Origin of the sequence: Pseudomonas sp. BF-B-15, from assembly GCF_019946675.1 — a bacterium.
GTDB lineage: Bacteria > Pseudomonadota > Gammaproteobacteria > Pseudomonadales > Pseudomonadaceae > Aquipseudomonas > Aquipseudomonas migulae.
The window spans coordinates 20,446-42,943 of the sequence record NZ_JAGYFZ010000041.1 but is presented as its reverse complement, the minus strand read 5'-3'; the positions used below and the strand labels follow the sequence as shown (position 1 = coordinate 42,943).

Here is a 22,498-nt window from a genome sequence, read left to right as displayed (position 1 = left end):
TCCCTGGAGTCAGGGACACCGGGAGTTTTCTTATCTACTTCACCTGGGTGGTGGCGAAGTTATTAGTGGTGAGGGGGCTAATGTGATAGCCCTCTACGTTGTTGCGCATAGCGGTGAACATTCTAGTGTGCGCCATGCTGATCCATGGCTGGTCCTGGTTAAAAATAACCTGGGCCTGCTCGTACAGCGCTGCCCGCTCGGCCGGATCGGTTTTTTCGCGAGCCTGGTCGATCAGCGCCTGGAACTTGTCATTGCACCAGCGTGCATAGTTTTCGCCGTTCTTCGCGGCTTCGCAACTGAGCATAGGCGTCAGGAAGTTATCCGGGTCGCCGTTATCACCCGCCCATCCGGCGGAAACCATGTCGTGCTCGCCGTTTTTCGCGCGTTTGAGCATTTCGCCCCATTCCATCACGCGAATGTCGATCTTGATCCCGACCTTGGCCAGGTCAGCCTGCATCATCTGCGCGCCGAGCATCGGGTTCGGGTTGGTCGGGCCGCCACCGTTGCGGGTGAACAGGGTGAAGGTGGTGCCTTCCGGTACGCCGGCTTCCTTGAGCAGGGCGCGGGCCCTGTCCAGATCACGGGCCGGGTTTTTCAGGCTGTGGTTGTAGCCCAGCAGCGTGTCCGGGAACGGGTTGACCGCCACTGTCGCATTGCCTTTACCAAACAGCGCGTTGACATAAGCCTCTTTATCGAAGGCGATGTCGATGGCTTTGCGCACCCGCACGTCGCTCATGTACTTGTGCGTGGTGTTCATGGCGATGTACGAAACGGTCATCGCGTTCAGTTCATCGACGCTCAGTTTGGCGTCTTTCTTGATGCTCGGGATGTCATCCGGCTTCGGATACAGCGCGACCTGGCACTCGTTGGCCTTGAGCTTCTGCAGGCGCACGTTGTTATCGGTGGCGATGGCCAGGATCAACGAGTCAGCCGGCGGCTTGCCACGGAAGTAGTCCGGGTTGGCCTTGAAGCGAACCTGAGCGTCCTTGGCGTAACGCTGGAAAACGAACGGGCCGGTGCCGACCGGTTTGTTGTTGAGGTCGCCGGTCTTGTTCGTCTTGAGCAGCTGGTCGGCGTACTCGGCAGGGTAAATCGAGGAGAACGCCATGGCGATGTCGGCCAGGAACGGCGCTTCGCGGCGGGTCAGGGTGAATTTGACTGTGTTGTCGTCAACTTTCTCGACGCTTTTCAGCAGTTCCTTGAAGCCCATGCTTTCAAAGTACGGGAAGCCCACGCTCGACAGTTTGTGCCACGGGTGATTTGGGTCCAGTTGACGCTGGAAGCTCCAGACCACGTCGTCGGCGTTCATGTCGCGGGTCGGCTTGAAGTATTCGGTGGTGTGAAACTTGACGCCTTTGCGCAGGTGGAACGTGTAGGTCAGGCCGTCTTCGCTGATGTCCCAGGACTCGGCCAGTGCCGGAATCACTTCGGTGGTACCGGGCTTGAAGTCCGCCAGGCGGTTGAAGATGGTTTCGGCCACCGCATCGGCTGTGACTGCAGTCGTGTATTGAACCATGTCGAAGCCTTCCGGACTGGCTTCGGTGCAAACCACCAAGGGTTTGGCCGAGACGCCAACGGCAACACTCAGCAACGCGGCAGCGATGGCCGCACGTAGGGGAAGCATTTTCATCAAGAGCCCTCTGCAATCAGTTAAGGACAAAAGCCGAACGGTAGATTCGTCACTGAATCAGCCGTTCGGCGGGTGCATTACAGAACGTTGAACGGGATGGTGGTCACGAGACGGAACTCGTTGAGGCTGCCATCCGCCTGGTTTTCGCTGGCGCGGTGAGCGGTGTAGGTCGCGCGGATCGCGGTCGCCTTGAGCGGGCCACTCTGCACGGCGTACGAAGCACCGATGCCGTATTCGTAATGGTGCTCGCCGTCCATTCCTTTCACGTCGCCGTAGCCGGTGCTGTTGTAGTGAGTACCGTCGATGCCCCAGCCGCGCGCCTGGTAGATGTTGAACTTCAGGCCTGGAACGCCGTATTCAGCCATGTTCAGGCCGTAGGCGACCTGGAAGGATTTCTCGTTCGGGCCGTTGAAGTCCGACAACAGGGAGTTGGCCAGGTAGATGCCGTTGGTTTCGTGCAGGTAGTCGAAGTACTCGTTACCGTTCACTTCCTGGTACGAGAAGGTCAGGCTGTGAGCCTGGTGGGTCAGGCCGAACGACAGGGAGTAGGTGTCGTTGTCGATCTGGCCGAGCTTGGCTTTACCTTCGTCGACGGTTTTGTAGTAGTTCAGGCCGGTGGTCAGGCTCAGGATCGAGCTGTCGCCCAACACATGGCTGGCGCCGAAGTAGTACTGGTTCCACAGGTCTTCAGCCTGGGTGCCCCACAGACTGGTGGTCAGGCTGGCGAACGGCTGATAGGTGATACCGGCGGTGTTGACGTGATCCGCTTCGGCAGTACCGTCGCCGTATTCGGAACGGAACTTGCGCTGGCTCTGTTCGGTACGTGGCGAGTTACGGTCGAAGGTGCCGAGGTCGAAGGACAGGTTTTCCAGCTCTTCGCTGTGCAGGGTCACACCTTCGAAGCTCGAAGGCAGGGGACGGTTACCGATGACATCCACTTGCGGGCTGCTGAAATTCTGGCGACCAGCCGTCAGTGTGGTGTTGGAGACGCGTGCCTTGACGTTGGCCAGGCCCAGTTTGCTCCACTGATCAACAGCGTCACCGCCATTTTCAGTCAGCGTACGGTTGTTACCACGGCCGGAGCGACCTGGCTCAGGCGCACCGCCGTTGCCGGAGGCGAGGTCTTTACGGTCACGGTCCAGGGCAATGGCGTTGTAGGCGGCGATTTCGGTGCTGAAGCCTACAGTGCCTTCGGTGAAGCCCGAGTTGTACTTGATGATCGTGCCTTGCACCCAGTTGATGCGGCGGTCAGTCGTGTGAGTCTCACCATTTTTACGATAGTTGAGCGTCGCGCCCCGCTTGAACGACTCATTCGCATACCAGTTACGCGTGGAGCCGGTGACCGATTGCCCTTCGACAAAGCCGGTGGCTTCGCTTTGGGCGCTCTTTTCCTTGACGGTGACCGGTGTGAAAGCCTGGCTCTGGGACTCAGCGTAGGCCGTGGCGGTAACGCTGCTGATGGCCAGGGCCAATAACGCGGTGCTGCTCAGTTTCATGGGTGAAGCTCCTTTCTTGCTTTTTTTATACCGGTCTTTTTTTGTGATCCGGCTATTGGTTTTGGAACTCATACAAGGCTTCGCAAACGTTTGCTGTCGGCCTGATCGGCAAATAACGGCAATACGCTTGCGTGAGGGCGGAATCCGCCCCCAGCGTTTTTTGGCTAATCGGTTATTTGTCGATACTGACGCCCGAGAACACGTTGCGGCCGAAAGGACTCACCTTGAATCCTTCGACTTTGGCGCTTAACGGCTGGTTGACCGTCGAGTGAGCGACAGGCGTGATCGGCACTTGCTGCTTGAGCAACTGCTGAGCCTGTTTGTAAAGCACGGTGCGCTGGTCACGGTCGGTGACGACCTTGGCCTGCTTGATCAGCTTGTCGTAAGCCGGATCACACCATTGGGAGTAGTTGTTGCCGCCAATGGCGTCGCAGCTGTAAAGCGTGCCGAGCCAGTTGTCCGGGTCCCCATTGTCACCGGTCCAGCCAATCAGGCTGACGTCGTGCTCGCCATTCTTGGTGCGCTTGATGTACTCGCCCCATTCGTAGCTGACGATCTTCACTTTGAGACCGATCTTCGCCCAGTCAGCCTGGAGCATCTCGGCCATCAACTTGGCGTTGGGGTTGTAGGGACGCTGAACCGGCATCGCCCACAGGGTAATTTCGGTGCCTTCTTTCACGCCGGCAGCCTTGAGCAGTTCCTTGGCTTTTTCCGGGTTGTAGGCGGCGTCTTTAATGGTCTCGTCGTAGGACCATTGGGTCGGCGGCATGGCGTTTTGCGCCAGTTGACCGGCGCCTTGGTAAACGGCGTTGAGAATGCTTTGCTTGTTCACCGCCATGTCCAGCGCCTGACGCACTTCGAGCTGGTCGAATGGTTTGTGGCGCACGTTGTAGGCGATGTAGCCGAGGTTGAAGCCAGGCTTTTCGATGAGCTTGAGATTCGCGTCGTTCTTCAGCGCTTCGACATCGGCGGGACGTGGGTGCAGGGTGATCTGGCACTCGTTGGCCTTGAGTTTCTGCACCCGCACCGACGCATCGGTGTTGATGGCGAAAATCAGGTTGTCGAGCTTGACCCGGCTCGGGTCCCAGTACTGCTTGTTGCCGCTGTAACGGATGTTGGAGTCTTTCTGGTAGCTCTTGAACACGAACGGCCCGGTGCCGATCGGCTTCTGGTTGATGTCGCTCGGCTTGCCTTCGGCCAGCAGCTTGTCGGCGTATTCGGCGGACAGGATGGCAGCGAAGCTCATGGCGATGTTCTGGATGAACGCGGCGTCCACGCTGTTGAGCGTCATGACCACGGTCAGCGGCCCGGTCTTTTCGACCTTGGCGATGTTCTTGTTCAGGCTCATCCCGTTGAAATACGGGAACTCGGTTGGATAAGCCTTACGGAAAGGTTGCTGCGGATCGAGCATGCGATTGAAGGTGAACAGCACGTCATCGGCGTTGAAATCACGGCTCGGCGTGAAGTACTTGGTCGTATGAAATTTCACCCCTTCGCGCAGGTGAAAGGTGTACTTGAGGCCGTCTTCGGAAATATCCCAGCTCTTTGCCAGGCCTGGTACGACGTTGGTGGCGCCTTTTTCGAATTCTGCCAATCGGTTGTACAACGGCTCGGCGGCGTCGTTATCGGTCGCGGTCGTGTACTGCGCGGTGTCGAAGCCAGCCGGGCTGCCTTCGGAGCAGAACACCAGGCTGTTGTTGGCGGCCTGGCTGATGGAAGTGGCGGCCAGCAGGCCGGTGCCCAGCAATGCGGATAAAACCAAGGTATGGCGCATGACGCTCCCTTCTCTCTTTCGCTAAGTGTTTTCAATGCGCCGCTGTCCCGTCCGGGGACGTGGAGGCGTCACTGATCTCAAGCCATGACGTGCAGCAATAACCGAGAACCCACGCGTGCACTGGTCAGAACCCGACGGTAAGAGCCGCGAGTCTGGCAGTAAATGCGTAGAGTCCTAAAGACTCGTAGGAAAGGGCAACGCGTCCGACGCCGCAGCTGTAATGCTCAGCGGAATAGGATGTAGGTTGTTTCCTGCTTTCTCGGTAGAAAAAGCAACGGCGACGTCAAAAACGTCGCCGTTGCCAAATCTTATTTGCTGACGCTAACGCCGTAGAAGGAGTTCAAGCCGAATGGGCTGATCTTGAAATCCTGCACTTCGTTGCGCATGGGTTGGAACACCGTCGAGTGAGCGATAGGTGTCATCGGAACAGCGTCTTTGAGGACGTGTTGCGCCTGCTTGTACAGTTCGGTGCGCTTGCCCTGGTCGGTCGTGCGCTTGGCTTCTTTGACGATGCCGTCGAACTTCTTGTCGCACCACTTGGAGAAGTTGTTGCCTTGCAGCGAGTCGCAGCCGAACAGCACGTTCAGCCAGTTGTCCGGGTCACCGTTGTCGCCGCTCCAGCCAATCAGCATCGCGCCGTTTTCGCCGCCTTTGGAGCGCTTGATGTACTCGCCCCATTCGTAGCTCTGGATTTTGGCCTTGATACCGATCTTCGCCCAGTCGGACTGCAGCATTTCTGCCATCAGCTTGGCGTTCGGGTTGTACGGACGCTGCACCGGCATTGCCCATAGAACGATTTCGGTGCCTTCCTTCACACCGGCTTCCTTGAGCAGCTCCTTGGCTTTCTCAGGGTTGTACGGAGCATCCACGATGGTGGTGTCGTAAGACCACTGGGTCGGCGGCATGGCGTTGACGGCCTTTTGACCTGCACCCTGGTAAACCGAGTCGATGATCTGTTGTTTGTTGACGGCCATGTCCAGTGCCTGACGCACTTTCAGTTGGGCCATCGGGTTCGGCTTGTCGTCACCCTTGATCTTGTCCATCACGTTGTAGGCGATGTAACCCAGGTTGAAACCAGCCTGGTCAGGCACCTTCAGGGTTTTGTCTTCTTTCAGCGCCTTCAGGTCGGCCGGACGCGGGAACAGAGTGATCTGGCACTCGCCCTTTTTCAGCTTCTGGATACGCACCGAAGGGTCGGTGGTGATGGCGAAGATCAGGTTGTCGATCTTGACGTCGTCAGGCTTCCAGTAGTCCTTGTTCCCGGTGTAGCGGATGTTGGAGTCTTTCTGGTAGCTCTTGAACACGAACGGACCAGTGCCGACCGGCTTCTGGTTGATGTCGGCGGCTTTGCCTTCCTTGAGCAGCTGGGCTGCGTACTCGGCGGACTGCACCGAGGCGAAGCTCATGGCCATGTTCTGGATGAACGCGGCATCTACTTCTTTGAGGGTGAACTTGACGGTGTGGTCGTCGACTTTATCGATCTTGGTGATGTTGGTGTCCATCCCCATGTCGGTGAAGTACGGGAATTCGGTCGGGTACGCCTTACGGAACGGATCATCCTTGTTAATCATGCGATTAAAGGTGAACAGCACGTCGTCGGCGTTGAACTCGCGAGTCGGCTTGAAGTACGGGGTAGTGTGGAACTTGACGCCTTCACGCAGGTGGAAGGTGTAAGTCAGGCCATCATCGGAGATGTCCCACTTGGTCGCCAGACCAGGAATAACGGCGGTGCCGCCGCGCTCGAACTGAGTCAGACGGTTGAACATGGTTTCGGCAGAGGCGTCGAAGTCGGTTCCGGTGGTGTACTGACCAGGATCAAAACCGGCCGGGCTCCCTTCGGAGCAGAACACCAGGTTAGTCGCCGCTTGGGCGAAAGGTGCGGCAGCTAACAAGCTGGCGCCGACTAAAAACGGAATGACCGCGTGTTTAAGCATGGTGGCCTCATGATTTGTTGTCATTTTTGAATTTGAGGACGACCTCGTGAGTCGTGCCTGCGGATACTTATGCAGGGGCCATACCCAATGCAAGATGTTGAATGGCCACAAGCCTTAAACAGTGGCACGAACGTACCTTAATGTCGCATATGTATAAATTGACGCGCATTTGACCGTTTGCGTGTATTTTTTTCGGTGCAAACCACGCACTGACGAAGGGCAACCGGGGCGCTGGGCGCACCCGGTTGGCGCGCGGTGTTACTTATTTATACCCACACCATAGAAGGGTGTGAGGCCGAACGGGCTGATCTTGAAGTCGGTGACTTCCTTGCGCAGCGGCTGGAACACCGTCGAGTTGGCGATCGGCGTGATAGGCACCTGTTGCTTAAGGATTTGTTGGGCCTGTTGATACAGTTTCACCCGCTGCTGTTTGTCCGTGGACACCTTGGCTTGCTGGACGAGTTTGTCGTAGGCCGGGTCGCACCACTTGGCGTAGTTGCTGCCCTTCACGGCCGCGCAGCTGTAGAGCACGCCGAGCCAGTTGTCGGGGTCGCCGTTGTCGCCGGTCCAGCCGTAGATCATCGCGTCGTGTTCGCCGTTCTTGGCGCGCTTGATGTACTCGCCCCATTCATAGCTGACGATGTTGGCCTTGATGCCGACCTTCTCCCAATCCTGCTGGATCATCTGTGCCGACATCCGCGCATTGGGGTTGGAGGCACGCTGCACGGTCATGGCCCACAAATTGATGGTGGTACCGGGTGCAACCCCTGCTTCTTTCAGTAGCGCCCGGGCTTTTGTCGGGTCGTAGGAAGCATCCTTGATGCTCGGGTCATACGACCATTGCGCCGGTGGCAAGGCGTTTTGCGCCAGTTGCCCGGCACTCTGGTAGACAGCCTTGATGATCGCCGGTTTGTCGATCGCCATGTCCAGGGCCTGGCGTACCTTGAGCTGGTCCAGTGGCGGATGCGTCACGTTGTAGGCCAGGAAGCCGAGGTTGAACCCGGCCTGCTTGAGCACGCGCAGGTTCGGGTCTTTCTCCATCACCTCGATGTCGGCCGGGCGCGGGTAACCGCTGACCTGGCACTCGCCGGCCTTGAGTTTTTGCAAGCGCACGGCGGCGTCCGGGGTGATCGAGAACACCAGGTTGTCGATTTTCACGTCCTCGGGTTTCCAGTACGCCTTGTTGGCGACGTAGCGGATCTGCGAGTCCTTTTGATAACGCTTGAACACGAACGGGCCGGTGCCGACGGGTTTCTGGTTGATGTCGGCTGCTTTGCCTTCCTTTAACAATTGCGCGCCGTACTCGGCGGATTGCACCGAAGCGAAACTCATCGCCAGGTTCTGGATGAAGGCGGCGTCGATGTTGTTCAGGCTGAAGCGCACGGTGTGTTCGTCGATTTTGTCGACGCTCTTGATCGTTTTGTTCAGGTCCATGTCGGTGAAGTACGGGGACTCGGCGGGATAGGCCTTGCGGAACGCATTCTCCGGGTCGAGCAGGCGCTGGAAGGTGAACAGCACGTCGTCGGCGTTGAAGTCGCGGGTCGGGGTGAAGTAGTCGGTGGTGTGGAATTTCACGCCGTCGCGCAGGTGGAAGGTGTAGGTGAGGCCGTCTTTTGACACGTCCCAGTTTGTCGCCAGCCCGGGTTCGACTTCGGTGCCGCCGCGTTTGAATTGGGTGAGGCGGTTGAAGACGGTTTCGGCCGAGGCGTCGAAGTCGGTGCCGCTGGTGTATTGGCTGGGGTCGAAGCCGGCGGGGCTGGCTTCGGAGCAGTAGACCAGGGTGGTGGCGGCTTGTGCGAATGGGGCGGTTGTTGCGAGGGCTAGGGCGAGCAGGAGTGGTTTGACGGTGGTTCTTTCCATGGAGTCCCCGGGGGGTTGGGTCGCTGTGTTTTCCTCAGGGTAGCGTCGTAGACGGGGTGGGCGGAAATATCCGTTTGTGAGGGGGACCCCTCTATCTCGGTATATTCAGGCTGTTTTCCGGATCTGCACACATCGACATGTAGGAGCCGGCTTGCTGGCGATGGCGGCCTGATAGCCGACCATTTTCTTCCGGGTGTACATATCCATTCCTGCGGTAACGGCCTCCTATGGTTTCGCCCTTACGGCGAGTCCCTTTTGGCAAACGCCCCAAAAGGAACCAAAAGGTCTCGCCCCGGCGTCCGGCCCCTCGCTTAGGCTCGGCGTTCCCTCGCTCCGGTCCTGCTCCGTGGGCCCGCCGCCATCGGCCATCCATGGCCGGGGGCGGCTAGCCCGGCATCCATGCCGGGCTGCCCACTGCGCAGAACCTCCACTCGGCCTCCCGAAGGGGCGGGCAGATCAAAATCAAAAGCTGCAGGCGAGCTAACGCTCGGCCTGATGAGTGGTGAGAAGCGGGTGTACGCCGACCTGCCTTTGTAGGAGCCGGCTTGCCGGCGATGGCGGCCTTCCAGCCGACCCGATTTCGCGGATGTACCCGAACTTTTGTAGGAGCCGGCTTGCTGGCGATGGCGGCCTGCCAGACGACCTGATTTCGCGGATGTACCCGAACCTTTGTAGGAGCCGGCTTGCTGCGGGCGGCGTTCCGACGATGGCGTGCGTAGCAGCGCCGCAAAATCCGGAATTTTTCGCCAGCAAGCCGGCTCCTACAGGATCGGGTGGCGTCGATTTTCCGGGGGCATAAAAAAACGGCGATCACTTTGGTGGTCGCCGTTTTTTGTACTGGCTATCGAATCAAGGCATCAATACTTCAATCGACCCATCCGCCGTCATGCTGACCTGGCTGGTGCCGGCTTCAACTTCCGGCGTAACCGGTGCGGCATCCATGCTGGCCGCTTTCATCATCATCGGCCCACGCATGTACGGTTGTGGATAACCGTTGCTGTTCAGGTTCAGGTTGACGATTTTGTAACCCTTGCCACCCAGCGCGTCAGTCGCCAGTTGTGCTCGGGCTTTGAAGGCGGTCACGGCGTCTTTGAGCAGGGCGTCTTCGCTGGCCTTGCGGGTTGGTGTGGCGATGGCGAAGTCCATGCCGCCCATTTTCAGGTCGGTGAGCAGTTCGCCGGTCAGTTTCGACAGGGCGGCGAAGTCGGAGCTTTCCAGGCGCAGTTCGGCGCGTTCGCGCCAGCCAGTGATTTTCTGGCCCTTGGTGTCGTAGATCGGGTAGCTGTTGCGGCTGCCCTGGCGCAGGGTGATGTCTTTGACTTGCTTGGCCTGGGCCAGCGCTTTGTTCATGGTGGTGCTGACGTCGGCCGCGAGTTTGGCCGGGTCGGTGTTTTGTTCTTCGGTGTAGAGGGTCACGATCATCAGGTCGCGGGCAACTTCCTGACTGACTTCGGCGCGCAGGGAAATCTGGTTGTAATGCAGCTCGTCGGCGGCCAGGGCCGGGAGGCTGGCGACGGTGCCAACGCTGAGGGCGAGAAGGGCGGCGCTGCGGCGGAAAGTGTGCATGAAAACTCCTTGGACGATGCGCAGGGGTTAGGTCCGAGCCTGCGTGAAACCATCAGACTCTAGCTTTAATGATCCGGTTCGCACAGTTACAACTTCTATACAGATGGTTGCCCGCGAAGGCGGCCTTATAGACGCGGCTGATATTCCTGCCATGTGGCCGTTTGCCGCACTTTTGCCTGTCAGCCCCCGTGCTTGGTTATACTCCGTGCGATCTGCCTGGAGCGCTCATCAGGAGAGCTCATGCTCGCCCCCGTTCAAATCACTTCCGCAACTCGTCAGAATCTCTGGCGGCTGACGTTCATCCGCACATTGGTGTTGGCCGCTCAGGCCGGTTCCGTGGGCCTGGCCTACTGGCTCGACTTGCTGCCGCTGCCTTGGTTCCAATTGGCAGCGACCCTCGGTTGCTCGATGTTGCTGTGCGCGTTCACGGCCATTCGACTGCGCACCTCCTGGCCCGTCACTGAGCTCGAATACGCCGTGCAACTGGCCTGCGACCTGTTTATCCACAGCGCCTTGCTGTATTTCTCCGGCGGCTCGACCAACCCCTTCGTCTCTTATTACCTGGTGCCGCTGACCATCGCCGCCGTGACGCTGCCATGGCGTTATTCGGTGATTCTGTCGGGCATCGCCCTGGCGATGTACACCTTGTTGCTGGCGGGTTTCTATCCGCTGCAAACCTTCCCGATTGCCCGGGAAAACCTGCAGGTCTACGGGATGTGGCTGAGCTTCGCCCTCGCCGCGGCGGTCATCACCTTCTTCGCCGCGCGCATGGCCGAAGAGCTGCGGCGGCAGGAAGAGCTGCGCGCCATCCGTCGCGAAGAAGGCCTGCGTGATCAGCAATTGCTGGCCGTCGCGACCGAGGCCGCCGGTGCCGCCCATGAACTGGGCACGCCGCTGGCGACCATGAGCGTGCTGCTCAAGGAAATGCGCCGGGACCATCACGATCCGATGTTGCAGGACGACCTCAGCGTGCTGCAGGATCAGGTCAAACTCTGCAAAGAAACCTTGCAGCAACTGGTGCGCGCCGCCGAGGCCAATCGCCGCTTGGCTGTGGAGATGCAGGACGTCACCGATTGGCTCGACGAAGCGCTGAACCGCTGGCACTTGATGCGCCCGGAAGCCAGTTACCGCTTCCAGCGCCTGGGCCAAGGCACCGTGCCACGCATGGCGCCGCCTCCGGACCTGACCCAGGCGTTGCTGAATTTGTTGAACAACGCCGCTGATGCATGCCCCGAAGGGCTGCAAGTGACGCTGGACTGGAATGCCGAGGACTTGACCATCAGCATTCGCGACCACGGCGCCGGTGTGCCGCTGGCCATTGCCGAACAGATCGGCAAACCGTTTTTTACCACCAAGGGCAAAGGTTTCGGCCTGGGCCTGTTTTTGAGCAAGGCCAGCGTGACACGCGCCGGCGGCTCAGTGAAACTCTACAGTCATGAGGAAGGCGGTACGCTCACCGAGCTGCGCCTGCCCCGTGTCGCCCGAGGAGACGAACATGAGTGAAGAGATCCAAGTCGAAGGCGAAGAACTGCCGCATTTGCTGCTGGTAGATGACGACGCCACGTTCACCCGCGTGATGGCGCGCGCCATGGCTCGCCGTGGTTTTCGCGTCAGCACCGCCGGCTCCGCCGAAGAAGGCCTGACCATCGCCCAGGCCGATATCCCGGATTACGCCGCGCTGGACCTGAAAATGGACGGCGATTCCGGCCTGGTGTTGCTGCCAAAACTGCTCGAACTCGACCCGGAGATGCGCGTGGTGATCCTCACCGGTTACTCGAGCATTGCCACCGCTGTCGAAGCGATCAAGCGCGGTGCCTGCAACTACCTGTGCAAACCGGCGGATGCCGATGATGTCCTTGCTGCGCTGCTCTCCGAGCACGCCGACCTCGACTCCCTGGTGCCGGAAAACCCGATGTCGGTGGACCGCTTGCAGTGGGAGCACATCCAGCGCGTGTTGACCGAACACGAAGGCAACATCTCCGCCACTGCCCGCGCCTTGGGCATGCACCGCCGTACGCTGCAGCGCAAACTGCAAAAGCGTCCCGTTCGTCGCTGAACCTGCGCTGAACAAATGCCGGCCGCGCCTCGCGACAAACCGAGCCGATCATCTATGATCGGTTCGTGCGTGTTCTTTTCTTTATCGAGCCTTTTCCATGAATCAGAACGCTGAATATTCCGCGGTCAACGATGCCGTGCGCGGGCAGTTTTTTCGCAAAGTCTGGGCGATGATCACGCCTTATTGGCAAAGCGAAGAGAAGGTCAAGGCCTGGACACTACTGATCGCGGTGATCGCGTTGTCGTTGATCAGCGTGGGGCTCTCGGTGTGGTTCAACACCTGGTACAAGGACTTCTACAACGCTCTGCAGAAGAAGGACGAAGCCGCGTTCTGGCAGCTGATTCTGTATTTCTGCGGGATTGCGGCGGTGGCGATCATCGGTGCCGTTTACCGGCTCTATCTGACGCAGATGCTGACCATCCGCTGGCGTGCCTGGCTCACGGAAAAGCATTTCGCCCGCTGGCTCGGCAACAAGAATTACTACCAGCTGGAGCAGGGCGGTTACACCGATAACCCGGACCAGCGGATTTCCGAAGACCTCAACAACTTCACCTCCAATACCCTGGAGCTGGGCATCGGTTTGCTGCGCAACATTGTCAGCCTGGTGTCGTTCTCGATCATTCTGTGGGGCGTGTCGGGCAGTATCGAAGTGTTCGGTTTCACCATCCCCGGCTACATGTTCTGGTGTGTGCTGGTGTATGCCGTGATCGGTAGCTGGCTGACGCATCTGATCGGTCGTCGCCTGATCGGCCTGAACAACCAACAACAACGCTTTGAAGCCGACCTGCGTTTCTCCATGGTACGGGTTCGCGAAAATGCCGAGACCATTGCCCTGTACAACGGCGAACCCAATGAAAATCGTCGCTTGAGCCACCGCTTCGGGCTGGTCTGGCACAACTTCTGGGACATCATGAAGGTGTCCAAGCGTCTGACGTTCTTTACCGCAGGTTACCAACAGGCCGCCATCATCTTTCCGTTCATGGTCGCGGCCCCACGTTATTTCGCTGGCAAGATCGAACTCGGTGATCTGATGCAAATCAGTTCGGCGTTCGGCAATGTGCAGGAGAGTTTCAGCTGGTTTATCAGTGCGTACCAGAACCTCGCCTCATGGCGTGCCACTTGTGATCGTCTGCTGAGTTTCCGTCAGGCCATGACCGACAACGAAGAGCGCGCGCCGGCCATCGACGTACAGAATCAGGGTAATGGGTTGAAGATTCACAACCTGGGCCTCGATCTGGCGGACGGTCGGCATCTGCTGACCAATGCCGACATGACCGTGGAGGAGGGCGAGCGCGTGATGCTCAGCGGCCGTTCCGGCAGCGGCAAGTCCACGTTGCTGCGAGCGATGGGGCATTTGTGGCCAACAGGCCATGGCAGCATTCGTCTGCCGGCGGCGCGCTATTTGTTCCTGCCGCAAAAGCCTTATCTGCCGATTGGCACGCTGCGCGAGGTGCTGAGTTATCCACAGCCTGGCGAGACCTATCCGCAGGAACGCTACGTACATGTGCTGGAAACCTGTCGTTTGCCACACCTGGTTTCGCGCCTGGATGAAGCGAATCACTGGCAACGCATGCTTTCGCCGGGCGAACAGCAACGTCTGGCCTTTGCCCGTGCGCTGCTTTATGCACCGCAATGGCTGTACATGGACGAAGCGACTTCGGCGATGGATGAAGAGGATGAAGCTTCGCTGTATCAGGCGTTGATCGATGAGATTCCGGGGCTCAGCATCGTCAGCGTCGGGCATCGCAGCAGCCTGAAACGCTTCCATCCACGGCATGTGCGCATCGATAACGGCCATCTGGTGGACCAGACCGTAACCGCCTGAGCACCCCCGCCCCTGTAGGAGCGAGGCTTGCCCGCGAAGGCCGTTATGCGGTTTGTAATTAAGACCGCGTCATCGTTCTTCGCGGGCAAGCCTCGCTCCTACAAAGGGGTGATGGTGATCGTACAACCGCGTTGAGCTATGATGCGGTTTCAGCCGAATTTTTCGAGACAGACGTTCACCATGGAAAACCCGATCGACGCACCACGCCTCCCTCGCAAGCGCCGCAGCCTCGCACAGGAATTGGTGACGGTGCTGTCCGAGCAGATCCGCGATGGTCACCTCAAGCGCGGCGACAAATTGCCCACCGAGTCGGCGATCATGGATGCCCATGGCGTCAGCCGCACCGTGGTGCGCGAGGCGATTTCCCGTTTGCAGGCGGCCGGGCAGGTGGAAACCCGCCACGGCATCGGCACCTTCGTGCTCGATACACCGAGCCCGAGCGGTTTCCGTATCGACCCGGCGACGGTGGTGACGCTGCGTGATGTGCTGGCGATTCTGGAGCTGCGTATCAGCCTCGAAGTGGAATCCGCGGGGCTTGCTGCGCAACGTCGCAGCCCTGAGCAGTTGGCGTTGATGCGCGCCGCCCTGGACGCCTTGAACGAAAGCGCGGCCCACGCCAGCGATGCCGTGGCCTCGGACTTCCAGTTCCACCTGCAAATCGCGCTGTCGACCGGCAACCGCTACTTCACCGACATCATGACCCATCTGGGCACCAGCATCATTCCGCGTACGCGCCTCAACTCTGCGCGCCTGGCCCATGACGACCAACAGCACTACATGAGTCGCCTGAGCCGTGAGCACGAAGAGATTTACGATGCGATCGCACGCCAGGATTCCGATGCGGCGCGGGCGGCGATGCGCTTGCATCTGACGAACAGCCGCGAGCGGCTGCGTCATGCGCATGAAGAGGCTGAGGCGCAGCGGGGTTAATATTTCAACCCGGGTTACGGGTTGTCCGAGAGACCGCCATCGCCGGCAAGCCGGCTCCTACAGGAACTGTGTCGTACGCAAATTTTGTGTACGACGAAGAACCTGTAGGAGCTGGCTTGCCAGCGATGGCGGTCAGTGGCCGTTACACCACAGCGCAGCCAGCACGAAGAATCGAACGATCCACCCTCACCGCCAACCGACCTGCACCGGGCTTGGCATCGAACACCACTTCCCCATGCTTACCCACCACCGCTTTGGCAATGGCCTTGCCATCAGCCAGCAATTCCAGCGGCGCACCCTTCAGCGAATCGCCCGAAGCCAATTCCAGTTTCAGTTTGATAGTCATCATCGATCTCCTTATCAGGCCACGTTGCCAGTCGGGTTGTAGTCCTTGAGCAGCAGGTAAGTGCTCCAGCCCCACCAGTCATCGACGGTGGCGGTGTCATTCAGGTTATTGACGTCCTTGCGCCGCAACACCTTGTTGCCCTCGACCTTGAACAGCGGCGAGAAATTGCCCGTCGGGTTCAGTACCGCTTGCAGGTCAGGCAGTTTTTTCAATGCCGCGAAACTGCCGGGCGACGGGGCGATGCCGCTGAGGTACGTCGCGAAAATTTCATCCGCCGACACCTGGACCGCTAGATTGACCTGGACGCGATTGGCGCTGTCGATTGCATCGAAGTAGCGCTTGTCGCCATAAGCGTGCCATTGAACGCCGTCACCGTTGCGCACATTGAGGCCGAACTTGCTGTCTTCGTCGTGCATGAAGCGGGTAATCAACGAGCCCAGGTCACTCGGCGTGACCACCGCTGCCAACTGTTTGCGCGGCACCCGCAGGTGGCCGGCGGAAAACAGGTCGGTCAGGTAGTGATCGGCGAAAGCGTTCATCGCGTAAGCCAGTTCCAGCGACGCGTCATCGCCACTGTTATGGGCGACCACCGCTTGTTGCAATGCCGCCGTATGCCCGGCGATGTAGGCCAACAGTGCCCACTCGGCGAAGTGGTCAGCGTTGTTGGCGGCCAGTTTCAGGTAGCGGCCCAATGGATACAGGGCCGAGACGAAACTGCCGCCGCCGGTGATCTTGTTCCACTCTTCCGACAACGTATCACCCAATGCGTCATACGCCTCGTGGGGCTGTTTGCCGTCCTTTATCGCCTGTTTAACCGCGGCGATTTCCTTCTGCATGACTCCGAGGATCAGCTTCGCTTCGGCATTTGACGCCGGCAGCACCGCCAGGGAATTGAAGGCCTCGGTAAAGCGCTGGATCCGGTCGGCAGCGGTTGCGCCTTCGCTGACCGGTTTGTCCGGGATTCCATAGAAATCACCGCCCAGTGCAACAACCTGCCCATACGTCAGGGCCAGGCCGTTAGGCAAATGCAACTCGACCTGCGAGGCTGTTATCGCCGGTGCATCTTTGGCGAAACGCAGCAGCGTGTTGTCGCCGATGGCGGTGTGTTCACCACCTTCGAACCTCAGCTGTGGCTTGCCTTTCAAGGCGTTGCCGAATGCAGGGGCGGATGGCTGGTGGGTGTCGGTTTGGTGCTCGTCGAGGCGCAGGACCAGATGGTCATTACCCGTAATGGCGATGCCGTTCTCGGTGAACAGATCATCCAGACCGGCAATGACCTGTTTTGGTTTTTCCTGAGTTTTTGTGTGTAGACCTGACATTTCTATCTCCTTGATATGTCGTCGGTATGTTTCAAGATAACTGTATGTATATACAGTTGTTCAGAGCATAGAGGAGATCTTTCCTACGTCAAGAAAATACTTTTCCGACGCATAAATTTTGGGTGCGGCGATGAAATGCAGTTGACGGTTGTTTTTTAAGTTGTACGATGACCTACAACTTCGGCGCAGGCTGAACGGTTTTCTCACACACACATAAACAAACGTTGCTACCCAGGGTGTTCGAATAATGAATCCACAAGAACTGAAGTCCATCCTCTCTTCCGGTCTGTTGTCTTTCCCGGTTACCGATTTCAATGCTCAGGGCGACTTCAATCGCGCGGGCTACATCAAGCGTCTCGAATGGCTGGCCCCATACGGCGCCTCGGCTCTGTTCGCCGCAGGCGGCACCGGTGAGTTCTTCTCCCTGGCGGCCAGCGAATATTCGGAAATCATCAAGACTGCCGTCGACACCTGCGAAACCAGCGTGCCGATTCTGGCCGGCGTTGGCGGTTCGACCCGTCAAGCCATCGAATACGCACAGGAAGCCGAGCGTCTGGGCGCCAAAGGCCTGTTGCTGCTGCCGCACTACCTGACCGAAGCCAGCCAGGACGGCGTTGCCGCCCACGTTGAAGCCGTGTGCAAATCGGTGAAGATCGGCGTGGTGGTTTACAACCGTAACGTCTGCCGCCTGACCGCGCCGCTGCTGGAACGCCTGGCCGAACGCTGCCCGAACCTGATCGGCTACAAGGATGGCCTGGGCGATATCGAGTTGATGGTGTCGATCCGTCGTCGCCTCGGTGATCGTTTCAGCTACCTGGGTGGTTTGCCGACCGCCGAAGTCTACGCCGCTGCCTACAAGGCCTTGGGCGTACCGGTTTACTCCTCGGCGGTGTTCAACTTCATCCCGAAAACCGCGATGGATTTCTACCACGCCATCGCTCGCGAAGATCACGCCACCGTCGGCAAGATCATCGACGACTTCTTCCTGCCGTACCTGGACATCCGTAACCGCAAATCCGGTTACGCGGTGAGCATCGTCAAGGCGGGTGCAAAAATTGCCGGCTATGACGCAGGTCCTGTGCGTGCGCCGCTGACCGATCTGACCGGCGAAGAGTACGAAATGCTCGCCGCGCTGATCGACAAGCAAGGTGCGCAGTAACACACCCGATTAAACAAGGCCGCTGAGCAATCAGCGGCCTTTTGCGTGAGGAGATTGTTGTGGCTGATACAAAGCGTTTTGATAACTACATCAACGGTGAATGGGTTGCCGGCAGTGAATACTGCGCCAACATCAACCCGTCCGAACTGACCGACACCATCGGTGAATACGCCAAGGCTGATCTGGCCCAGGTCCACGCCGCCATCGACGCCGCTCGCGCTGCGTTCCCGGCCTGGTCGACCTCGGGCATTCAAGCCCGCCACGACTCGCTGGATAAAGTCGGTACTGAAATCCTCGCTCGCCGCGAAGAGCTCGGCACCTTGCTGGCTCGGGAAGAGGGCAAGACCCTGCCTGAAGCCATCGGCGAAGTGACCCGCGCCGGTAACATCTTCAAGTTCTTCGCCGGTGAAACCCTGCGTCTGTCCGGCGACTACTTGCCGTCGGTACGTCCGGGCGTCAACGTCGAAGTCACTCGCGAAGCCTTGGGCGTGGTCGGTCTGATCACCCCGTGGAACTTCCCGATCGCCATCCCTGCGTGGAAAATCGCCCCGGCCCTGGCCTACGGCAACTGCGTCGTGCTGAAACCGGCGGATCTGGTGCCGGGTTGCGCCTGGGCGCTGGCTGAAATCATCTCCCGCGCAGGCTTCCCGGCCGGCGTGTTCAACCTGGTGATGGGCAGCGGTCGCGTGGTTGGCGATGCAATGGTTCAGAGCCCGAAAGTCGATGGCATCAGCTTCACCGGTTCCGTCGGTGTCGGTCGTCAGATCGCCGTCAGCTGCGTGTCGCGCCAGGCCAAGGTTCAGCTGGAAATGGGCGGCAAGAACCCGCAGATCATTCTCGACGACGCCGACCTCAAGCAAGCGGTCGAACTGTCGGTACAGAGCGCGTTCTACTCCACCGGCCAGCGTTGCACCGCTTCCAGCCGCTTCATCGTCACTGCCGGCATCCACGACAAGTTCGTCGAAGCGATGGCCGAGCGCATGAAGTCGATCAAGGTCGGCCACGCGCTGAAAACCGGCACCGACATTGGACCGGTGGTCTCGCAAGCTCAGCTTGAACAGGACATGAAGTACATCGACATCGGCCAGTCCGAAGGTGCACGTCTGGTCAGCGGCGGCGGTCTGGTGACCTGCGACACCGAAGGCTACTACCTCGCGCCTACGCTGTTTGCCGACAGCGAAGCGGCGATGCGCATCAGTCGCGAAGAGATCTTCGGCCCGGTGGCCAACATCGTTCGCGTGGCGGATTACGACGCTGCACTGGCCATGGCCAACGACACCGAATTCGGTCTGTCGGCGGGCATCGCCACCACGTCGCTGAAGTACGCCAACCACTTCAAACGCCACTCCCAGGCCGGGATGGTGATGGTCAACCTGCCGACGGCGGGCGTGGATTACCACGTTCCATTCGGTGGGCGTAAAGGTTCATCCTATGGTTCCCGCGAGCAAGGTCGCTACGCGCAAGAGTTCTACACGGTTGTGAAGACCTCCTACATCGGTTCCTGATTCACGCAATACCTGTGGGAGCTGGCCTGCCAGCGATGGCATCACCGCGGTGTGACTGACATACCGAAGTGTCCGCATCGCTGGCAGGCCAGCTCCCACAAAAAACAAAACCGTTATTACCCGCATAAAAATAATCAGTGGGAGTACATCTACATGCAAGCGACCAAGCCGACCCACGTCCGCTATTTGATTTTGCTCATGCTTTTTCTGGTGACCACGATCAACTACGCCGACCGGGCAACCATCGCAATCGCCGGCTCCAGCCTGCAAAAAGACCTCGGCATCGACGCGGTCACCCTCGGTTACATCTTCTCCGCATTCGGTTGGGCCTACGTGGCCGGGCAAATTCCCGGTGGCTGGCTGCTGGACCGTTTCGGCTCGAAAAAAATCTATGCGCTGAGCATTTTCACCTGGTCATTGTTCACCGTGCTGCAGGGCTATGTCGGCGAGTTCGGCATGTCCACGGCAGTGGTTGCGCTGTTCATGCTGCGCTTCCTGGTGGGCCTGGCCGAAGCGCCATCCTTCCCCGGTAACGCACGCATCGTGGCCGCCTGGTTCCCGACCGCTGAACGCGGCACCGCCTCGGCGATCTTCAACTCGGCGCAATACTTTGCCACCGTGTTGTTCGCACCGCTGATGGGCTGGATCGTCTACAGCTTCGGCTGGCAGCACGTGTTCATCGTGATGGGCGTGATCGGCATCATCTTCTCGGGCATCTGGCTGAAGGTGATCTACAGCCCGCGCCAGCACCCGATGATCAACGACGCCGAGTTCAAACACATCGCCGACAACGGCGGCATGGTCGACATGGACCAGGACAAAGGCAAAGGCAAAAAAAGCGACGGTCCGAAGTGGGACTACATCCGCCAGTTGCTGACCAACCGCATGATGCTCGGCGTGTACCTGGGCCAATACTGCATCAACGGCATCACCTACTTCTTCCTGACCTGGTTCCCGGTGTACCTGGTGCAAGAACGCGGCATGACCATCCTCAAGGCCGGTTTCATCGCCTCGTTGCCGGCGATCTGCGGTTTCATCGGTGGTGTGCTCGGCGGGGTGATTTCCGACTACCTGCTGCGCAAGGGCCATTCACTGACCTTCGCTCGCAAGGCGCCGATCATCGCGGGCTTGCTGGTTTCCAGCAGCATCGTGGCTTGCAACTATGTCGATGTTGAATGGATGGTCGTCGGCTTCATGGCCTTGGCATTCTTCGGCAAAGGCGTGGGTGCACTGGGTTGGGCCGTGGTGTCCGACACCTCGCCAAAACAGATCGCCGGTCTCAGCGGTGGCCTGTTCAACACCTTCGGCAACATCGCGTCGATTACCACGCCGATCGTCATCGGCTACATCATCAGCTCCACCGGTTCGTTCAAGTGGGCGCTGGTGTTTGTCGGTTGCAACGCACTGGTTGCAGTGTTCAGCTACCTGGTGATCGTTGGCCCGATCAAACGTGTGGTGCTCAAAGAGCCACCGGTCAGCGGCCCTGAAACAAACAACAAATTGTCACAAGCGCATTCCTGAGGAGCGGCGTCATGCAGTTGATTGAACATTCCGACTCGCCGCGCTACATCCGTCTGCACGAGCGAGACAACGTCGTGATCGTGGTCAACGATCAGGGCGTGCCGGCGGGCACCGAGTTTCCCGATGGCCTGGTCACCGTGGACTTCGTGCCGCAGAGCCACAAGGTCACCCTCGAGGACATTCCCGAGGGCGGTCAGGTGATTCGTTACGGCCAGACCATTGGCTACGCGTTGCAGCCGATTCCGCGCGGCAGTTGGGTCAAGGAAGATCAACTGCGCATGCCCACCGCGCCACCGCTGGACAGCTTGCCGCTGTCCACCGAAGTGCCGGCGGCGCAGGCACCGCTGGAAGGCTTTACGTTCGAGGGTTATCGCAACGCCGACGGCACCGTCGGCACGCGCAACATTCTCGGGATTACCACCACGGTGCAGTGCGTCACCGGCGTTCTGGATCATGCGGTCAAGCGCATCAAGGACGAGTTGCTGCCCAAGTATCCGAACGTCGATGACGTGGTCGCGTTGACTCACAGCTACGGCTGCGGCGTGGCAATCACCGCGACGGATGCGTACATCCCGATCCGCACCGTGCGTAACCTGGCGCGCAACCCGAACCTGGGCGGCGAAGCGCTGGTGATCAGTCTGGGCTGCGAGAAATTGCAGGCCGGGCAGGTGATGCACGAGAACGACAGCTCGGTGGATTTGAGCGATCCGTGGCTGTATCGCTTGCAGGATTCGAGTCACGGTTTCACCGAAATGATCGAGCAGATCATGGCCCTGGCCGAGACCCGTTTGAAGAAGCTCGATCAACGTCGCCGGGAAACCGTGCCGGCGTCCGAACTGATTCTCGGCATGCAGTGTGGTGGCAGCGATGCGTTCTCCGGCATCACCGCCAACCCGGCGCTGGGTTACGCCTCTGACCTGTTGCTGCGCGCCGGTGCGACGGTGATGTTTTCCGAAGTCACCGAAGTGCGCGACGCGATTTACCTGCTGACGTCCCGCGCCGAAACCGAGGAAGTCGCTCAGGAACTGGTGCGGGAAATGGACTGGTACGACCGTTACCTGGCCAAGGGTGAAGCGGATCGCAGCGCCAACACCACGCCGGGCAACAAGAAGGGCGGGTTGTCGAACATTGTCGAGAAGTCCCTTGGGTCGATCGTCAAATCCGGCAGCAGCGCGATCAACGGCGTGCTGGGTCCTGGCGAGCGCTTCAAGCGCAAAGGCCTGATTTTCTGCGCGACCCCGGCCAGCGATTTTGTCTGCGGGACGTTGCAACTGGCGGCCGGGATGAACCTGCACGTGTTCACCACCGGGCGTGGCACGCCGTATGGCCTGGCGATGGCGCCAGTGGTGAAGGTGTCGACCCGGACCGAACTGGCGCAGCGCTGGCCGGACCTGATCGACATCGATGCCGGGCGGATTGCGACTGGACGGGCGTCGATCGAGGATCTCGGGTGGGAGTTGTTTCACTACTACCTGGACGTGGCCAGCGGGAAGAAACAGACGTGGTCGGAGCGGCACAAGCTGCATAACGACATTACCCTGTTCAACCCGGCGCCGATCACGTAAGACCGCGTCATC

General features: G+C 59.3%; 16 protein-coding genes. 8 read left to right on the top strand and 8 right to left on the bottom strand.

Features of this window, described 5'->3' with window-relative positions; translation table 11 throughout:
* Positions 1–34: 34 nt before the first annotated feature.
* The 6 genes from KGA97_RS15225 to KGA97_RS15200 all read right to left on the bottom strand — a co-directional run bounded on the left by KGA97_RS15225 (position 35) and on the right by KGA97_RS15200 (position 10,260).
* Positions 35–1,630, bottom strand: a complete 1,596-nt coding sequence (locus tag KGA97_RS15225; RefSeq protein ID WP_008036266.1) for an ABC transporter substrate-binding protein — start codon at positions 1,628–1,630, stop codon at positions 35–37.
* 77 nt (positions 1,631–1,707) lie between these two features.
* Entirely contained in the window at positions 1,708–3,126 is a 1,419-nt protein-coding gene (locus KGA97_RS15220; protein WP_008036267.1) for an OprD family porin, read from the bottom strand.
* 172 nt (positions 3,127–3,298) lie between these two features.
* Positions 3,299–4,900, bottom strand: a complete 1,602-nt coding sequence (locus KGA97_RS15215; RefSeq protein WP_008024394.1) for an ABC transporter substrate-binding protein — start codon at positions 4,898–4,900, stop codon at positions 3,299–3,301.
* A 308-nt stretch (positions 4,901–5,208) separates the two neighbouring features.
* Positions 5,209–6,834 (bottom strand): ABC transporter substrate-binding protein, encoded by a 1,626-nt coding sequence (locus KGA97_RS15210; RefSeq protein WP_008036270.1) that lies wholly within the window; start codon positions 6,832–6,834, stop codon positions 5,209–5,211.
* A gap of 258 nt (positions 6,835–7,092) precedes the next feature.
* Positions 7,093–8,694: an ABC transporter substrate-binding protein gene (locus KGA97_RS15205; RefSeq protein WP_223434788.1), complete on the bottom strand. Its 1,602-nt coding sequence runs from the start codon at positions 8,692–8,694 to the stop codon at positions 7,093–7,095.
* 849 nt (positions 8,695–9,543) lie between these two features.
* Entirely contained in the window at positions 9,544–10,260 is a 717-nt protein-coding gene (locus KGA97_RS15200; protein ID WP_192417392.1) for an SIMPL domain-containing protein, read from the bottom strand.
* Between the two features lie 240 nt (positions 10,261–10,500).
* Here KGA97_RS15200 and KGA97_RS15195 point away from each other — a divergent pair, with 240 nt between their 5' ends.
* From KGA97_RS15195 to KGA97_RS15180, 4 genes are all read left to right on the top strand, one after another.
* Entirely contained in the window at positions 10,501–11,763 is a 1,263-nt protein-coding gene (locus tag KGA97_RS15195; RefSeq protein WP_008037438.1) for an ATP-binding protein, read from the top strand.
* Positions 11,756–12,316: a response regulator transcription factor gene (locus KGA97_RS15190; RefSeq protein WP_008026845.1), complete on the top strand. Its 561-nt coding sequence runs from the start codon at positions 11,756–11,758 to the stop codon at positions 12,314–12,316. Before KGA97_RS15195 ends, KGA97_RS15190 begins: the two co-directional genes overlap by 8 nt.
* 97 nt (positions 12,317–12,413) lie before the next feature.
* Positions 12,414–14,141: an ABC transporter ATP-binding protein/permease gene (locus KGA97_RS15185; protein WP_008037437.1), complete on the top strand. Its 1,728-nt coding sequence runs from the start codon at positions 12,414–12,416 to the stop codon at positions 14,139–14,141.
* A 180-nt stretch (positions 14,142–14,321) separates the two neighbouring features.
* Entirely contained in the window at positions 14,322–15,071 is a 750-nt protein-coding gene (locus tag KGA97_RS15180) for a FadR/GntR family transcriptional regulator (protein WP_031318393.1), read from the top strand.
* 142 nt (positions 15,072–15,213) lie between these two features.
* Here KGA97_RS15180 and KGA97_RS15175 read toward each other — a convergent pair whose 3' ends face one another.
* A complete protein-coding gene (locus KGA97_RS15175; protein ID WP_223481017.1) occupies positions 15,214–15,417 on the bottom strand; it encodes a hypothetical protein in 204 nt (67 codons plus the stop codon).
* Between the two features lie 14 nt (positions 15,418–15,431).
* The gene (locus tag KGA97_RS15170) at positions 15,432–16,736 is read right to left on the bottom strand and encodes a phospholipase (protein ID WP_223481016.1); all 1,305 of its coding nucleotides are present in this window, start codon (positions 16,734–16,736) and stop codon (positions 15,432–15,434) included.
* Between the two features lie 247 nt (positions 16,737–16,983).
* Between KGA97_RS15170 and kdgD the strand changes: the two genes are divergently transcribed.
* The 4 genes from kdgD to garD are packed head-to-tail and all read left to right on the top strand — an operon-like array spanning position 16,984 to position 22,486.
* The gene (gene kdgD / locus KGA97_RS15165) at positions 16,984–17,895 is read left to right on the top strand and encodes a 5-dehydro-4-deoxyglucarate dehydratase (RefSeq protein WP_008026855.1); all 912 of its coding nucleotides are present in this window, start codon (positions 16,984–16,986) and stop codon (positions 17,893–17,895) included.
* Between the two features lie 59 nt (positions 17,896–17,954).
* Positions 17,955–19,400, top strand: a complete 1,446-nt coding sequence (locus KGA97_RS15160) for an aldehyde dehydrogenase family protein (protein WP_008026857.1) — start codon at positions 17,955–17,957, stop codon at positions 19,398–19,400.
* 60 nt (positions 19,401–19,460) lie between these two features.
* Positions 19,461–20,921, top strand: coding sequence for an MFS transporter (locus KGA97_RS15155; protein ID WP_192227815.1), 1,461 nt, complete (start codon positions 19,461–19,463; stop codon positions 20,919–20,921).
* A gap of 11 nt (positions 20,922–20,932) precedes the next feature.
* Positions 20,933–22,486 carry a galactarate dehydratase gene (gene garD, locus KGA97_RS15150; protein WP_008037432.1) on the top strand — a complete coding sequence of 518 codons (1,554 nt, stop codon included), beginning with the start codon at positions 20,933–20,935 and terminating at the stop codon, positions 22,484–22,486.
* The last annotated feature ends 12 nt before the right edge of the window (positions 22,487–22,498 follow it).

What these genes read in the sequence shown, in the direction of transcription:
- KGA97_RS15225 (WP_008036266.1), bottom strand. Translation starts at nt 1,630, where the DNA reads ATGAAAATGCTTCCCCTACGTGCGGCCATCGCTGCCGCGTTGCTGAGT.
- KGA97_RS15220 (WP_008036267.1), bottom strand. Translation starts at nt 3,126, where the DNA reads ATGAAACTGAGCAGCACCGCGTTATTGGCCCTGGCCATCAGCAGCGTT.
- KGA97_RS15215 (WP_008024394.1), bottom strand. Translation starts at nt 4,900, where the DNA reads ATGCGCCATACCTTGGTTTTATCCGCATTGCTGGGCACCGGCCTGCTG.
- KGA97_RS15210 (WP_008036270.1), bottom strand. Translation starts at nt 6,834, where the DNA reads ATGCTTAAACACGCGGTCATTCCGTTTTTAGTCGGCGCCAGCTTGTTA.
- KGA97_RS15205 (WP_223434788.1), bottom strand. Translation starts at nt 8,694, where the DNA reads ATGGAAAGAACCACCGTCAAACCACTCCTGCTCGCCCTAGCCCTCGCA.
- KGA97_RS15200 (WP_192417392.1), bottom strand. Translation starts at nt 10,260, where the DNA reads ATGCACACTTTCCGCCGCAGCGCCGCCCTTCTCGCCCTCAGCGTTGGC.
- KGA97_RS15195 (WP_008037438.1), top strand. Translation starts at nt 10,501, where the DNA reads ATGCTCGCCCCCGTTCAAATCACTTCCGCAACTCGTCAGAATCTCTGG.
- KGA97_RS15190 (WP_008026845.1), top strand. Translation starts at nt 11,756, where the DNA reads ATGAGTGAAGAGATCCAAGTCGAAGGCGAAGAACTGCCGCATTTGCTG.
- KGA97_RS15185 (WP_008037437.1), top strand. Translation starts at nt 12,414, where the DNA reads ATGAATCAGAACGCTGAATATTCCGCGGTCAACGATGCCGTGCGCGGG.
- KGA97_RS15180 (WP_031318393.1), top strand. Translation starts at nt 14,322, where the DNA reads ATGGAAAACCCGATCGACGCACCACGCCTCCCTCGCAAGCGCCGCAGC.
- KGA97_RS15175 (WP_223481017.1), bottom strand. Translation starts at nt 15,417, where the DNA reads ATGACTATCAAACTGAAACTGGAATTGGCTTCGGGCGATTCGCTGAAG.
- KGA97_RS15170 (WP_223481016.1), bottom strand. Translation starts at nt 16,736, where the DNA reads ATGTCAGGTCTACACACAAAAACTCAGGAAAAACCAAAACAGGTCATT.
- kdgD (WP_008026855.1), top strand. Translation starts at nt 16,984, where the DNA reads ATGAATCCACAAGAACTGAAGTCCATCCTCTCTTCCGGTCTGTTGTCT.
- garD (WP_008037432.1), top strand. Translation starts at nt 20,933, where the DNA reads ATGCAGTTGATTGAACATTCCGACTCGCCGCGCTACATCCGTCTGCAC.